This is a genomic window from Collinsella sp. AM12-1 (genome assembly GCF_003472325.1).
GTDB lineage: Bacteria > Actinomycetota > Coriobacteriia > Coriobacteriales > Coriobacteriaceae > Collinsella.
Window position 1 is genome coordinate 131526 of sequence record NZ_QRLS01000003.1, and the last position, 15276, is coordinate 146801.

General features: G+C 59.7%; 15 protein-coding genes. 7 read left to right on the forward strand and 8 right to left on the reverse strand.

Features of this window, described 5'->3' with window-relative positions; translation table 11 throughout:
* Window positions 1–4 precede the first annotated feature (4 nt).
* Together DW136_RS02890 and DW136_RS02895 are read right to left on the reverse strand one after the other, a co-directional pair.
* Window positions 5–727 (reverse strand): VUT family protein, encoded by a 723-nt coding sequence (locus DW136_RS02890; RefSeq protein ID WP_233503086.1) that lies wholly within the window; start codon window positions 725–727, stop codon window positions 5–7.
* 156 nt (window positions 728–883) lie between these two features.
* Window positions 884–2497, reverse strand: a complete 1614-nt coding sequence (locus DW136_RS02895; protein ID WP_118289007.1) for a peptide chain release factor 3 — start codon at window positions 2495–2497, stop codon at window positions 884–886.
* 469 nt (window positions 2498–2966) lie between these two features.
* Here DW136_RS02895 and DW136_RS02900 point away from each other — a divergent pair, with 469 nt between their 5' ends.
* Genes DW136_RS02900 through DW136_RS02910 form a run of 3 tightly spaced genes read left to right on the forward strand, consistent with a single transcriptional unit; the run spans window position 2967 to window position 4947 of the window.
* Entirely contained in the window at window positions 2967–3347 is a 381-nt protein-coding gene (locus tag DW136_RS02900; protein WP_117582838.1) for a GntR family transcriptional regulator, read from the forward strand.
* 23 nt (window positions 3348–3370) lie between these two features.
* Window positions 3371–4252, forward strand: coding sequence for an ABC transporter ATP-binding protein (locus tag DW136_RS02905; protein ID WP_117582837.1), 882 nt, complete (start codon window positions 3371–3373; stop codon window positions 4250–4252).
* Window positions 4249–4947, forward strand: coding sequence for an ABC-2 transporter permease (locus tag DW136_RS02910; RefSeq protein WP_118289008.1), 699 nt, complete (start codon window positions 4249–4251; stop codon window positions 4945–4947). Before DW136_RS02905 ends, DW136_RS02910 begins: the two co-directional genes overlap by 4 nt.
* Window positions 4948–5129: 182 nt before the next feature.
* Here the strand turns inward: DW136_RS02910 and DW136_RS02915 are convergent, their stop codons facing one another.
* The 3 genes from DW136_RS02915 to DW136_RS02925 form a co-directional block, all read right to left on the reverse strand.
* Window positions 5130–6431 carry a chloride channel protein gene (locus DW136_RS02915; protein ID WP_117582835.1) on the reverse strand — a complete coding sequence of 434 codons (1302 nt, stop codon included), beginning with the start codon at window positions 6429–6431 and terminating at the stop codon, window positions 5130–5132.
* 126 nt (window positions 6432–6557) lie between these two features.
* Window positions 6558–7091 (reverse strand): TIGR00730 family Rossman fold protein, encoded by a 534-nt coding sequence (locus DW136_RS02920; RefSeq protein WP_118289009.1) that lies wholly within the window; start codon window positions 7089–7091, stop codon window positions 6558–6560.
* A gap of 37 nt (window positions 7092–7128) precedes the next feature.
* Entirely contained in the window at window positions 7129–7554 is a 426-nt protein-coding gene (locus DW136_RS02925; RefSeq protein WP_158571425.1) for a potassium channel family protein, read from the reverse strand.
* 239 nt (window positions 7555–7793) lie between these two features.
* Between DW136_RS02925 and DW136_RS02930 the strand changes: the two genes are divergently transcribed.
* Both DW136_RS02930 and DW136_RS02935 read left to right on the forward strand, forming a co-directional pair.
* Entirely contained in the window at window positions 7794–10598 is a 2805-nt protein-coding gene (locus tag DW136_RS02930) for a transporter substrate-binding domain-containing protein (protein ID WP_158571426.1), read from the forward strand.
* A 42-nt stretch (window positions 10599–10640) separates the two neighbouring features.
* Complete coding sequence (locus DW136_RS02935; RefSeq protein WP_117790905.1) at window positions 10641–11120, forward strand: pyridoxamine 5'-phosphate oxidase family protein; 480 nt, start codon at window positions 10641–10643, stop codon at window positions 11118–11120.
* A 96-nt stretch (window positions 11121–11216) separates the two neighbouring features.
* Here DW136_RS02935 and DW136_RS02940 read toward each other — a convergent pair whose 3' ends face one another.
* Window positions 11217–12428, reverse strand: coding sequence for a MalY/PatB family protein (locus tag DW136_RS02940; protein ID WP_117582831.1), 1212 nt, complete (start codon window positions 12426–12428; stop codon window positions 11217–11219).
* 111 nt (window positions 12429–12539) lie between these two features.
* On the reverse strand, window positions 12540–13277 hold the full coding sequence (locus DW136_RS02945) for a tRNA (N6-threonylcarbamoyladenosine(37)-N6)-methyltransferase TrmO (RefSeq protein WP_233503761.1): 738 nt from the start codon (window positions 13275–13277) through the stop codon (window positions 12540–12542).
* Window positions 13278–13417: 140 nt separating this feature from the next.
* Between DW136_RS02945 and DW136_RS09950 the strand changes: the two genes are divergently transcribed.
* Complete coding sequence (locus DW136_RS09950; protein WP_117582829.1) at window positions 13418–14245, forward strand: TipAS antibiotic-recognition domain-containing protein; 828 nt, start codon at window positions 13418–13420, stop codon at window positions 14243–14245.
* Between the two features lie 52 nt (window positions 14246–14297).
* Entirely contained in the window at window positions 14298–14543 is a 246-nt protein-coding gene (locus DW136_RS02955; RefSeq protein WP_117582828.1) for a glutaredoxin, read from the forward strand.
* A 328-nt stretch (window positions 14544–14871) separates the two neighbouring features.
* Here DW136_RS02955 and DW136_RS02960 read toward each other — a convergent pair.
* Window positions 14872–15276 (reverse strand): transposase (locus DW136_RS02960; protein ID WP_147351635.1); only part of this gene is annotated, 405 nt, incomplete at its 5' end.

Sequence of the window (15276 nt, forward strand, 5' to 3'; positions counted from 1 at the left end):
CTCCTTAGGCAGCTGCGTGGCGCTCGAGGTACTCGGAGCCCACATTCTCGCGCTCCCAGCCGCGCACGACCTTATAGCCCACGGGGCTCAGAAAGACCTCGCACAGCAGCTCGGCGACAGCGCCGGTCAGCGAGCACATAAGGACCTGCACCCAGGTCCAACCAAAGAACGTGTGGCTCACCACAATGGCAAAGACCAAGTTGTCGATAAACTGGCCAACACCCGTGGACACATAAGAGCGGAAGGCAAAGCTCGCAAAGTTATTCTTTTTGAGCATGCGGCCGAGCGACTGGTTGAGCGTGGAGTTAACCACGGCAGAAACGAGCATTGCCAGCGAAGAGCCCAGCACCACGTACCAGGTGCCGCCGATGGTGGCGTTAAGGGCGGCGTTGACCTCGATCATACCCGTGTCGTAGTAGGCACCCCACATGCCGGGCGTGAGCGAGCATGCCCAAAAGCACAGGCTCACGGCCAGGTTGACCAGCAGCGCGAGGATAGAGATTTTGATGGATGCCTTGGCGCCAAAGCGCTTGCAGATCATGTCCTGGCACAAAAACGAAACCCAGCTCACCACAAAGCCGCAATCGAGTGCCAGATACGGCAGGCTGATAAGCTCTTTGTTGGCCAGCAGGTTCATCATGATAACGCTCACGAAAAACAGCGAAACCGTTGCCGCGGGAATGCTCCGCAACAGGACCTTGTAGTCCTCCATGACCTTCTTGATCATTATGTACTCCTTTGGTTTTAGGTTTAACGAGCAGGATATCGGACCCGAACTGCTCGGACGCCCCGGTCTTGAGACGACGGTGGGTATGATAGCCGCTCACACGGCATCAGGCAAGCAAACGGCGCGGCAGCCCCGCAAGGCCACCGCGCCGGTGCGCTAAAACGTTACGTTGCCAAACTCCGACAGGATGAGGTCGGGGTTATGGTCGGTCGCCCAATCCACGTTCCATGGGCTCGTGAACAGCAGCAGCTTGCCGCCGCGCATATCCTCGACGCGCAGCGTGTCGCGCGTGAGCGAAAGACCCGGGATGTCGATGGTGTCGGGGTCGTTCTGGATCCAGCGAATGTCCGTATAGGGCAGCGGCTGGCGACGAACCTCAACACGGTACTCGGCCTTCAGGCGGCGCTCGAGCACCTCAAACTGCAGCACGCCGACCACGCCCACAATGACGCTCTCCATGCCGGCGCCGAGCTCGCGAAAGATCTGGATGGCGCCCTCCTGGGCAAGCTCCTCCATGCCTTTCACAAACTGCTTGCGCTTGAGCGTGTCGACCTGCGTAATGCGGGCGAACATCTCGGGGGCAAACGTCGGGATCTGCGGATACTGCACGTGGCGCTTGCCGGAGCACACGGTGTCGCCGATGCTAAAGATGCCGGGGTCGAACAGACCCACGATATCGCCGGCGTACGCCTCGTCCACAATGGCGCGGTCGTCGGCCATCATCGAGGTGCCCGTGGCCAGCTTGAGCTTGCGGTTGCCCTGCATATGGAAGGCATCCATGCCGCGCTCGAACTTGCCCGAGCAAATGCGCACAAAGGCAATGCGGTCGCGGTGGTTCTTGTCCATGTTGGCCTGGATCTTAAAGACAAAGCCGCTAAAGTCGTCCTCGGCGGGCGCGACCGGCTCGCTGGTGAGCGTATCGGTATAGGCGCGCGGCGTCGGCGCCAAGCGCAGGAACTCCTTAAGGAAGGGCTCCACGCCAAAGTTGGTAAGTGCCGAGCCAAAGAACGCCGGACTCAGCTTGCCACAGGCCACGGCATCCAGGTCGAGCTCGTCACCGGCGCCATCGAGCAGCTCGATGTCGTCCATCAGGTTCTTATGGTTCTCCTCGCCAATAAGCTCATCCATGGCGGGATCGCCCAGCTCGGCCTCGACCTCGGCGACCTTCTTGGTGGCATTGGCGTGGCCGTCGCCCTCAAAGGCGATAACGCGACGGGTCTGACGGTCGAACACGCCGCGGAAGTTGCGGCCGCTGCCAATCGGCCAGTTCATGGGATACGTATTGATACCCAGGACGTTCTCGATCTCTTCCATGAGCTCAAACGGATCGCGAGCCTCGTGGTCGAGCTTGTTCACAAAGGTGAAGATGGGAATGTGGCGCAGCGTACAGACCTTAAAGAGCTTTTTGGTCTGGGCCTCGACGCCCTTGGCGCCGTCGATGACCATGACTGCGGCGTCGGCGGCCATAAGGGTACGGTAGGTATCCTCCGAGAAGTCCTGGTGGCCGGGGGTATCGAGGATGTTGACGCAGGCGCCGTTGTAGGTGAACTGCAGCACCGAGGAGGTAACGGAAATGCCGCGCTCCTTCTCGATGTCCATCCAGTCCGAGACGGCATGCTTGGCCGAGCTCTTGCCCTTGACCGAGCCGGCGGTCTGGATGCTGCCGGTATAGAGCAGCAGCTTCTCGGTAAGCGTGGTCTTACCGGCGTCCGGGTGGCTGATGATCGCGAATGTGCGGCGCGACGAGATTTCATCCGACAGGCTTGCCATGCGGATCCTTTCTTGCATTGAGTGCATTACGTCGTTGTAACCGCACTATTGTAGCCGCCAAATCCCGCCATAGGGCACCTATCAGGACAAATTCATCAGCTGAGCTCGCTCTGTAGCGGGCAGCCGCCTCAAGGATTGTCTCGATCTGTAACAGTAAGACGGGTTTTGAGCCCCTACCTGTTACAGATCGAGACAAACTGGCAGGCGGGCAGCCAATGTCTCAATCTGTAACATCTAGCCATCAAAATCAGGCCTAAGTGTTACAGATTGAGATAAACCAGCAGGAAGATCGAGGCTGTCTCGATCTGTAACATCTAGCCGCCAAAATTGACTTCAGATGTTACAGATCGAGATAAACGAACGGAGGGACAGACGAGCCCATATTTCCCTCTTGCGCAACTGTGCATAGTGTATATATACTGTGCTTACCGGTTATATACACGTGTAGCCCAACAGCTAAGGAGCCGCTGTGGACATCATCCTATCCAATTCGAGCGACAAGCCCATCTACGAGCAGATAACCTCGCAGGTCAAAGCCCAGATCCTTTCGGGCTCACTCGCTGCGGGAGCCAAGCTCCCCAGTATCCGCGCGCTGGCGAGCGACCTGGGCGTGAGCGTCATCACCACCAAGCGCGCCTATGCCGACCTGGAGCAACTCGGTTTTATCTGCACCGTGCAGGGCAAGGGCTGCTTTGTCGCCGAGGGAAACCAGGAACTCTTGCGCGAAAACCAGCTCTGCCATATCGAAGAGTTGCTTGCGCAGGCCGCTACGCAGGCCGAAACCCTGGGCGTCACGCGCGACAAATTGCACGAGATGCTCGACCTTGTAGCCCCCGAGACCATGCAGTAGCCATCTGCAAGAAAGGCTATGCCATGCAAAACTTGCTAGAACTCAAAGGCGTTTCACGCCGCGTAAGCGACCGCTTTTCGCTACGCGATGTCACACTCACCGTGGAGCCCGGCCAGATTGTCGGCTTTGTGGGCGCAAACGGCGCCGGCAAGACAACGACCATTCGCGCCGCGCTCGGGCTTATAAAGCTCGATGCCGGCGAGGTGCATCTGTTTGGACAGCACTGCGACGCCAACGCGCCCGGCGAGGCACAGCGTCACCTGCGCTCCCGCGTCGGTCTTGTCCTGGACACGTGTCCTTTCCCCTCCACGCTCAAGGTGGGCCAGATCGAGACGCTCGTAGGCCCGGCGTACCCCACATGGAGTCGCGAAACATTCGCCAGATTTATCGACCGATTTGGCCTTGATCCCAAAGCCAAGGTAAAAGACCTCTCCCGCGGCATGGGCATGAAGCTGCAGCTCGCCTGCGCGCTCAGCCACAATGCCAAGCTGCTCGTTTTGGACGAAGCCACTGCGGGCCTCGATCCCATGGCGCGCGAGGAGCTGCTCGATGAGCTGCTCGCCTTTGTCGCCGACGGCCAGCACAGTGTGCTGCTCTCGAGCCACATTACGTCCGACCTCGATCGCGCCGCCGACCGCGTCATCTGCATCGATAACGGTTCGATTGTGTTTGACCTGCCGCGCGAGGACATTACCGACCGCGCCGGCATCGCCCACTGCACCCAAGCACAGGCCGCCGAGCTTATGGCTTGCGTCGAAGGCGCTCGCGCCGCCCACCACGCCTATAGCGTGGACGTGCTCGTGCCCAACCGTCGCGAGGCGCTCGAGGCCTTTCCCGAGATTCCCTGCGACCGGGCAACCATTGATGACTATCTGCGCCTCACGCTGAAAGGGGCTTCGAAATGAAACGCGCCTTTATGTCCGAGCTCGCCATCGTTCGCTCACTTGTCCCGAGCATTGCGGGTGTCGGCTTGTTCATATTCGTCGTGCTGACCCTTGCCAACGCATCGGACGGCGATTCCGGCATGAGCGCCGGCGCCTGCGCGGTCAGCGCCATGTCACCCATCATGGTCATGAGCTCGCTGGCCGGCTTCGACAATCAAAACGGATGGGAGCGTTATCGGGCAACGCTGCCCTTCTCGCGCAAAGACATTATTTGTGCCCGCTACCTGAGCGTTATTGTCTTCTCCGCCGCCATGGCATGTGCAGCTACGCTTTTGAGTATCGTCGCCATCCCGCTCTTCAACAGCGCGGGCATTCCTTCGACGGGACAGACGGTCTTTGAGATCGCAATAGCCTCGGCAGCATCGATGCTCATCTCCCTCATGATGGTGTTTTTGGCGCAGCCGCTGTTCTTTCGCCTTGGACACATGGAGGCGCTGCGCCTATCCGTTGGCCTGTTTGCCCTGCTCGGGTGCCTTGCCATGGCCACGCTGAGCTCCTCCAACCCCATTAGCAACTGGCTTATGTCGATTGCCGGAGCAAATCCCGATCCCGCCGTCCTCGGCTGCCTGTGCGCAGGAATTGCCGTACTGGCCCTCGTGCTCTTTGCACTGAGTTGCGCCATCAGTACCAAGGTCTATCGAGCACGCGACCTGTAGGCAGGCGCGGTATCATCGGACATGCGCCACAGATCGGCGTGGCCCATTATTGGGAAGGCGCTCAACCCGTGTCGTGGATTACAGCAGCATTTTGAAAATAACGACCCGTCAAAGGGCACAAGCTCAAGTTGAACACCCTCACACCGGGCTTGAGATGTTTGTATTGACCGTGCGCCGCCGTGCTACTTGCGCAGCGGCTTGGGCAGCGGAATGCCAGCGGCGATAACGGCGGCGATGATCATGCAGACGATACCCTTGAGCGGGAAACACATGAGCAGCAAGCCCACAACCATGACCGGCTGACGCATAACGGCGCCCATCGTCGAGGCCGTGCAGACGGCGACGCAAAAGACCGGATCGGCGCCGGTAAGGATAGCGAAGCCGTAGCCCAAGCTCACGCCCGAAAAGATAACCGGGAAGAAGTGACCGCCGCGCCAGCCCAGGTTGATGAGGGCGGGCGTCAGCATGGCCTTGACCAGACCGGTCGCGATAAGCACGCCGGCGGGAATGGTCAGATAGGTCTCCATGAGCACGTCGGCTTGGGTCTCGCCGGCAAACATGGTGTAGGGCAGGACCGTGCCACAGATGGCGAGCGCCAGACCGGCTAGCATGGCCTTGACGACAGGGCGCTCCCCTATGGCATGGGACAGTGCCTCGCTTGCATGCTCAGAGACAAAGTACAGCCAGCCGCATACGGTGCCGACCAACGCCAGCGGAATGAGCCAGACAAGTTCCAGGTTGCCCACCTGAGCGGACTCGAACCTGGGCATGCCCATGCCGCCGCCCATAAGCTGGCCGAGCAGCAGGTAGGTACCCAGACCGCCGGCAATCGCAATGCCGTAGACCACGGTCTTTTGCGCCTTGGGAAGCTTGATCGTGATCTCATCGGACGCGGACTCATCGTCATTAGCGCCCTGGCCGTCGGCGCTACCGGCGAGCGGCGCCACAAAGCCAAACACGGGCGCGGTGAAGAGCGCCGTCAGGGCAGCCTGAGTACCCAGCAGTGTGAGCTGCCTAAACTCGGCGCCAAAGCGACGCATGCGGTCGCCGACCCAGCTGCACAGACCTGCGATAACGCCGGTCAGGCCGGCCTCCGGTCCAATGCTTCCGCCAAACAGCAGCGGCAGCAATGCCGCAAGCGAAAGCTTGCCCAAGTTGTCGTACGGGTAGCGGCCGTCGCGCTTTACCTTGGCCATCACTTGGTTGAGGTCATCGGTCTTGGTGCCCGTAAGCTTTTCGTACAGACCGATCAGCAGGCCGCCCAGCAGGCAGACGGAAAACGGATACGGCAAAAAACCGAACGGACCGCTCGCGAGCTCGGGCGAAGCGACGCCCAGCATATGCGGAATCTCGGTCCATAGATAGTCGATACCGTGCTCCATCGCAAAGAAAAACAGCCAGACCGCGGCGCCTGCAAACGCACCGGTCACGGCTACGCTAACTAAAAACAGCGCACGGTTTTTGGGTTTTGCAAGGTTGTCCATCGGGGCCTCCCGTGGTCAAAATCGACAAGGATACGTTTTATTGTAAGACGGGCACAGCGCGGACGTGCCGACCATCCACGCCGCGAACGGCGCCATTGGGCGCCGCACGTGCGATAGGCCTACGGCTTAGCTGCCGATAATCGATGCGATCTCGTGCAGGTCCTCGGCAAAGTAAATGCCTTGCTGGCGCCTCGGGCTCGAAAGCCCCTTATCAATCATGTGCTCGAGCAGCGCCTTGAGGTCGTTGTAGTAACCGTTCAGGTTGTACAGGATGCACGGTGCGCTCAGATGTCCCAACGACACGGCCGACATGACCTCGGCAATCTCCTCGAGCGTGCCCGTACCGCCCGGAAAGGCGACGAACGCATCGCCGAGCTCGATCATCTTGGCCTTACGCTCGGCCATGTCGCTCGTCACGATCAGGTCATCGATACCATCGTGCTGAAACTCGGCCTCGATAAAAAAGCTCGGCTCAACACCGGTCACGCACCCGCCGGCATCGAGCACGCTATCGGCGAGCGCGCCCATCAGTCCCGACTTGGACCCGCCGTATACCAGCGCGTGGCCGTTGGAGCCAATCCATGTGCCGAGCTGCCGCACCGCAGGCAGAAACGCCGGGTCGTTACCGACGCTGGCGCCCAGGTATACCGTAATATTCATATTTTTGTCCCCCTCATCGTGACGCGCGGCGCCCGCCCTAGCGTTGGCGTCGGCGATATTCGCGCACGCGGCGCGACAGGTCGGCGAGCTCATCGCGATCGAGCTCTTCCGGGTGCTCAAGATCGTCCATAAAGCGCGCCATGGTGTCCTTTTGGCGCATCTTGATGAGCGTATTGCAGTAGTTCACCGCCACGCCCGTGAGCATGGCGATGTAGAAGATGCTGATGACGCTCAAAACGACGGTGATAGCGCGGGCAACCGGCGTTTCGGCCGGGATATCGCCAAAGCCGATCGTCGATACGGTCTCAAAGCTAAACCAGAGGCCATCGCCAAACGTAAGGGTCGAAGGGTCGGACAGCCAGACGACCGTCGAGCACAGCAGGTAGAAGATAAGGAACAGGCCGGTGATGCGCGCAAAGCCAGCCTGGCGCAACACGTCGGCAAGCGTCCTCAACTTGTTCATCGCGACCCCTTTTCCCAGACGCCCCATCACGTTGCTCGGTATTGTCGCACATCCGGCACTTGGGGACGTTCCTTTTGTGTCAAACAGATTGGGAACGTCCCTAAGTGCCAACTCCGGCAAAGAGTGTCCCCAGCGACTAGTCGTTTAAGAACGTCCCCAATGACTACCCATCTGCCGGGTGTTAGGGTGGCTGAGCTGGTATCCTTATGCGGTATTATCTCGACTCGATAGGATTGCCTGTGAAACCTTCCGCCGTCCTTCGCTTAGCTCTATATCGCACCCTAGCCGTCGCGCTTGCTGCGCTCACACTACTGAGCGCCGTCATGCCCACCCCGGCCTTTGCCGCCGACTCCGACCAGCAGGTCAAGACGGTCCGCGTTGGCTGGCTCGTCAACAACAAAGGCTTCCAGGAAGGCACGCCGGGCGAGCGCCTCTCGGGATGGGGCTACGAGTACCTCCAGACCCTCTCGTATTACACAAAGGGCTGGCAATACGAATACGTTAGCGGCACCTTCTCCGAGCTTATGGACATGCTCGAGGCGGGCGAAATCGACCTCATGCCCAACATCTCGTATTCGGCAGAGCGCGAGCAGAAGCTGCTCTTTTCCTCGAACCCCGAGGGCACTGAGCGCTACTACATCTACGCCAGGCCCGATCGCGACGACCTTGCCAAAGGCGACCCCCAGGCGCTCCAAGGCCTTACCATCGGCTGCAACGCCGGCGTTATGCAAACTATCGTCGGCCAGCAGTGGCTCGCCGACGAAGGCGTTACCTGCACCTATAAAGAAATCGACACCGGCAGTGCCCTCTTTGAGGCGCTTGCAGACGGCGAGGTCGACGCCGTCATCATGAACGACACCATTTCGTCGCCCGATGCGTCACCCATGTTCTACGTAGGCTCGAGCGACTACTATTTTGCCGTTCCCAAAAGCCGCCCTGACCTGATGAACGACATCAACGCCGCCATGGCGACCATCGCCCGCGATAACCCGCGCTATAACGAGGAAGTCAAATCGAGTTACTCGACCCAAAACAGTGGCTCGTCATCGCTCACCGGCACCGAGACCACCTGGCTCAAAGAAAACGGCAATACCATCACGCTCGGCTATCTTAAAAACCAACTTCCCTACTGTACGCAAAATGACGACGGCGAAATGGAAGGGTCGCTCGCCTCGCTTGCAACGACGTTGCACGACAAGTTTGGCATTACGGTCAATACAATCGCACTCTCGAACAACAAGCAAATGATCAAAGCCCTTTCCAACGGAACCATCGATGTCGCCCTGCCGTTGTTTCGCGACTACTGGCTCGCCGAGCAGACAGGGGTCATCCAGTCAAACTCGATGGGAACGGTTTCGCTGACCGCCATTCACAGTGGCAAAAACCTGAACAGCGACCTTAAGAACATCGCTTGTACAAAGAGCACAATCGTTAACCGTTTTGAGCTCGAAAGTCTCTTTCCGAACGCAACGGTAACCGAGTATTCGAATGACGGCGAGGTGCTCAAAGCCCTCAATGAGGGGAAGGCACGTTGCATCATTGTCTCCAGCACGCGCCTGGAAACTCTCCGCGACATCTACGACATCGAGGATTTCGAAACACAGGAACTCACCAACACGGCGCAACTATCGTGTTTAATTTCGCGCGGCAAGCCCGAGCTGCTGGGAATCATCAATAAGGGCATCGTCAATGCAGGTGAATCGCTCTCTGCAAACAGCTATTTCCCCACATCGTACTCGGCGCAAGAATCGGATGCGTTCCGACTTCTCTACCGCAACCGCATCGTCATTGCGGCAGTCGTCATCTGCATTTTGCTCACCGGCATCATCATCCTTGTCTGGTCGCTTTACCGCGCACAGACAGAACGGCAGAAAGCTGATGCCGCCAACGCCGCCAAAACCGCTTTCCTCACGCGCATGAGCCACGACATCCGCACGCCGCTCAACGGCATCCTGGGTCTTATCGAAATTGAGGAATTGAGAGAAGGCGACATGCAGGTCGCCCGCGAAAGCCGCGCCAAGGCGCGCGTTGCCGCCAATCACCTGCTGTCACTGATTAACGACATCCTCGAGATGGGCAGGATCGAGGAGCGCAAAGTGACACTCGAGCACGAATCATTCAACCTTAAAGAGCTGTGCGACAATGCGCTCGTACTGTGCAAGCTCCGCGCATCGGACCGCGGCATAACCATGCTCGACACCAGCGAGCCCTACGCTGTCGACCAATATATGATCGGCAGCCCCACCCATATTCGGCAGATCATTGTCAACCTGCTCGACAACAGCATCAAGTACAACAAGCACGGAGGCACCGTCACGTTCTCATCGACCATCAAACCGGTCGACGACGAGCACGCCGCGTTTTGCTTTAGCGTCTCGGATACCGGCATTGGTATGACATCCGAGTTTTTGGCACACATTTACGAGCCGTTTGCCCAGGAAGGCGACGATGCGCGCAGCAAGTTCCAAGGAACCGGCATTGGCATGTCTATCGTCAAATCACTCATCGATATGATGGGCGGCACGATTGAGATTTCGAGTGAGGTTGGCGTGGGGAGTACGTTTAACGTCCAGATTCCGCTCGAGATCGACAAGAACCCTCAGGCAAAAGAACGTACGGACGAGCAGGCATACAGTTGCTCGCTTGCAGACATGAACGTTCTTTTGGCAGAAGATAACGAGCTCAATGCCGAGATTGCCCAGGCTCTGCTCGAAAGCGAGGGCATCGTCGTAACTCGCGCCGCCGACGGCAACGAAGCGGTCGACCTATACGTTGGCCGTCCCGCGGGTAGCTTCGATGCGATTCTTATGGACATCATGATGCCGGGCATGGACGGCTACGAGGCAACCCGCGCGATCCGCCTGAGCGAAAAGGCCGATGCGGCCGACATCCCCATCATCGCGCTCACCGCCAACGCCTTTGCCGAAGACGCCAAGGCGGCACACGATGCCGGTATGAACGCCCATCTGCCCAAACCGCTCGACTTTAGCAAGCTCAAAAACATACTCGCCTGTATCAAGAAATACGGATCCGTTTCGCTATAGTTTGTGCTCAACCACCATGCACAGCCAGAAAGGAAGCCAACGATGTTTAGGCCCTTACGTCGAAAGAAACGCGCCATCACTGACGAGGAAGCGCGCGAGTTGCTCGCCACCTGTAAGCGCGGCGTCTTTGCCGTCAACGGCGATGATGGCTACCCCTATGCCATTCCCGTCAACTACTTCTTTGACGCCGAGCACGACAAGATTTATTTCCATGGCGCCAAGGCCGGCCACAAGGTCGATTCGCTCAGGCGTGACGATAAAGTCTGCTTTACCGTTTACGGCAACGAGTGGTACAAGGACGGCGACTGGGCTCCTTACGTCATGAGCACCGTGGTCTTTGGCCGTTGCCGCCTGGTAGATGAAGCGCCTGCGTTTATCGAGGACAAAGTCCGTCAGCTCGCGCTTAAGTACTACCCTTCTGCCGAAGAAGTCGAGGAAGAAATCGCCAAAGACATCAAGGGCGTCCAACTCTACGAGATTTCGATTGAACATCTTTGCGGAAAGCAGATTCATGAAAAGTAGCGAATGCGGAAAACGCGCTCGCTACCCTCTGCACCCCATGTGCCCACGCATTTTGACGGCGTGGGCACATGGGGCAGCACTCGAATCGAGCGCCCCCTATACCCCAAAAACGTAGCGGTCCAGGCGCTCACACGCCTCCCTTACCCGCGAAAGCGGCAGTGCCAGATTCACGCGGATGTGACAGGGCCCGTGGAACGGGCGGCCGTCCTGATACCCCACGCCCACGCGCGCCCCCTCGTCGAGCAGCCACTGAATATCGCGGCCATGCTCGAGGCACCACTCGGTGCAGTCCAGAAACACCATGTACGTGCCCTGCGGACGCGAATAGCCCACGCCCTCAAAATGCTCGTCCACGTAATCGCAGAAGTAGTCAATGTTGCCCTGGATGACCTGATTGAGCTCATCGACCCACTCGTAGCCCTGCGGCTGGTAGGCGCCGATAAGCGCGTGCATCGAAAGGACGTTCATCTCGTTGTAGTGAGTCTTGTTGGACACGGCGCACACGCGGTCGCGCAGCGTCTCGTTATAGATGATGTGGTAGCTGCCGACCAGGCCCGCCAGGTTGAACGTCTTGCTGGGCGCGTAGAGGGCAACCGTGCGCATGCGGGCATCCTCGCTCACCGACTGCGTCGGGATATGCTTGTGACCCGGCAGGATGATATCGGACCAAATCTCGTCCGAGACCACCACGCAATCATGCTGGCGATAGATGTCCATGGCGCGCTCGATCTCGTCGCGCTCCCATACGCGGCCGCAGGGATTGTGCGGCGAGCAGAACACCGCGGCATGGATATGGTTTTGGGCGAGCTTGCGCTCCATGTCCTCAAAGTCCATGCGCCACACGCCCTGGTCGTCGAGTTTAAGCGGGCTGTGGACAATGCGATAGCCCGCGGCCTCGATGGACTTGGTAAAGCCGATGTAGGTGGGACTGTGGACCAGCACCGCATCGCCCGGCTGGACATATGCGCGCAGCGTCGACACGACACCGCCCAGCACACCGTTTTCGTAGCCGATGTGCTCAGGTGCCAGGCCCTCGACGCCATTACGGCGACTCTGCCATTCGATGATGCGGTCGAAGTACTCGGGGCGCGGATCGAAATAGCCAAACATGGGGTGCTGGGCGCGCTGAATGATGTACTCCTGGACCGTGGGCACCGTGGCAAAATTCATGTCCGCTACCCACATGGGGATGCGGTCGAAGCCCTCGTCGGGTGCGCTCGGAGCCATACCGGGAATCTCACCCCAGGAGTCAACGGCGATGGAGTCCATGCCATGGCGGTCGATTAGCGAGCTAAAGTCGTATTTCATGCTGAGCTCCCATGCAAAGTGATTGTTTTGGTAGGCGTTATTGTCCAACAGCGTGAGCGGTTTTGGCGCGGGGTTTGGCGCTTAATTTGACGGGTGCAGACGAATGGCAGGTTAGCCCCGCGCGTCGTTGACGGCGGCTACGGTTAGCTGGGTTTCATCAACCGTAAAAGATATGTCGAGCCCGGCGAAGGCCAGATGATAGACGCGGTTCGGCTCGTGCTTGCTGCCTGCGCGGCGTGGGTCTTGGCGCAGGACCTCGACCAGGCCGGGGAGCTTTGTGGGCGGGACCATATCCTGCAGCGTCTGCGGGAACTCGATGTCGAGCTCTTGCCACGGCGCGTCCTCAATCCAGCCGCCCGTCGCATCCGGGTGACAGTCGGCAAATGGAATGTAGGGCTTAATGTCGTAGATGGGCGTGCCGTCGCGCAGATCGGCCCCCAGCACATGAATGATGGGGCCATCGTCGGTGAGCTCGACACGGCTGAGCTTGACGCAGGTGAGCCCGATGGGATTAGGGCGAAACGGACTGCGTGTGGCAAACACGCCCACACGCTCGGCTCCACCCAGACGCGGCGGGCGCACGGTTTTCGACCATTTTGCGTTGGTGCCGGACCTGTCCTGCGTTTTGGCATCGGCGGCTATGTCCTTAGCCGTGCCGCCGGGCGTTCCGTTTTCGAAGCGCCACAGCAGCCATAGGTGAGAGAAGGAGTCCAAGCCTTCAACCGCTGCATTGGAGGCAAATTCCGGCTCAAAGACGATGCGTCCCTGCAGATGAGGCGCCAAAAAGCTGTTGCGCGGAATGCCGAACTTCTGCGGCAGGTCGGTATATATGTGTGCGATAGGTTCCATGCCGGTCATTGTACGGCATGGAGGTGTGGGGCGTTGCGCGCAATTCTTCGCCGCGGTCCCCGTCGTGCAACCAACGGTTGCTTGGAAGGACATCGGCTGCCGCGTATGCTTAAGCCAACAAGCACCAGAAAGGAGCCGTCATGGCCTTTGCAGAAAAACTCATCGCCGTCCGCCGCGCCAACAACCTTACCCAAGAGCAGCTCGCCGCCAAGCTCTACGTCACGCGCCAAGCCGTGAGCCGTTGGGAGCGCGGCGAAGTCACCCCGGGCATCGACATGATGAAGCTCATTGCCGCCGTTACCGGAGAGCCACTGTCGCACCTGCTCGAAATGCCCGAGCACTATTGTCAGAGCTGCGGCATGGTGCTCACGCCCGACGACTGCGGCACCGATGCCGCGGGCGCCACGACCGACCATTACTGCAAGTGGTGCTACGACCGCGGCAAGTACACCTACGAGACCACGATGGAGGCCATGATTGAGGATTGCGCCCCGCGCCTGGCACAAAACACCGGTATGTCGCTCGACGAAGCCGTCTCGCTCATGGGCGCCGTGCTGCCGCAACTGGAGCGCTGGCGTACCGTGCAGGAAAACGAGGAGCGCTACGGTGCCGAGGCGCGAGCGCGCTATGGCGACGAGGCCGTCGATGCAGCAAACGAGGCACTGCTGGACATGGACCCCAAGACATGGAACGACATGAAGGAACTTGAACGCGCTATTCTGGGCCAGCTCTCGATCGCCATGGGCGACGGCGAACCGGATGGAAGCGAGGCGCGCAAGCTTGTCGCAATGCACCGTCGATGGATTGGCCTTAACTGGGGACACGAACCCCAAGACGAAGCATACCTGGGCCTCGCCCGCGGCTATCTTGCCGATCAGCGCTTTATCGACTACTACGACAAGCCCTGCGGCGCCGGTGCCACGGCGTTTCTGGTTCAGGCGATCGAGTCGCCGTCGGCTCACGCATAGACCGCAGCGGCTTTGGGTATTTCAATCGAAACCTCAACCGATTGGAGACACCATGGCTACTGATCATGAACTCGCGCTCTACGTTATGACTGGCTGCCCGTATTGCATAAAGGTCAAGCGCTTTTTGGCCGATAACGACGTGACCATTCCCGAGCGCAATATCTCGACCGATTCCGATGCCGAGCAGACGCTCATCGCCGTCGGCGGAAAACGCCAGGTTCCTTGCCTGTTCATCGACGGTAAACCGCTCTACGAGTCGAGTGACATCATCGCGTGGGTGCAGAAGAACCTGCTCTAGCACGCGCACTGCGGCCAGTTCGCGCCAACCGAGCCGAACCCATACGAACCAAACATGTACGCCAGCATCCAAAGTCGACATTTTCCGACATCTTTGGATGCTGACGTACAGCTTTTCAATCTAGTCATTGGGTGTTCCTATAGTTTTGTCAACCGTCGGGGCTACTCCCGGTAGGGCACCCGGTCGCGCATCACGGCGTATATCGCCCTGAGCCGCTTCCTCGCGACGGCCTTGAGCGCCCGCCCGTGCCCCATGCCCCGCGCCCTGCAGGCCCGGTAGTACTCGCCGTAGCGCCCCGAGGACCTCACCAGGCTGTTGCACGAGAAGATCAGCAGGGACTTGAGCCTCGCGTCGCCGCGCCTGGACGCCCTGACCGACACCTCACCGACGTTCCGGAGCTCCTCACCCTCGGGGCTATGCCGCAGTACGAGGCCAGGTGGTCGTGGTCCGGGAACCTCGCGATGTCGACCGACACCGCGAGCTGCGCCGCGGTCCTCGGGCCGATGCCGGGCACGGTGAGCAGGCACGCGTAGGTCTCGTCGCCCTCGAGCAGCGCCGCCGTCTCGGCCTCGAGGGCCCCGGCCTCGTCGAGGGCCTCCGATATCCGGGCGGCCAGGAACCTGACCTGCCTGTTCTCGGCCTCGACGAGCGCCGGCGGGGGCGCGGTGGAGGCGGCCGCGGCCTCCCCGGCGGCCTCGGCCCGCGGGCCCCCGGCCCCGGAGCGGGCGATCCC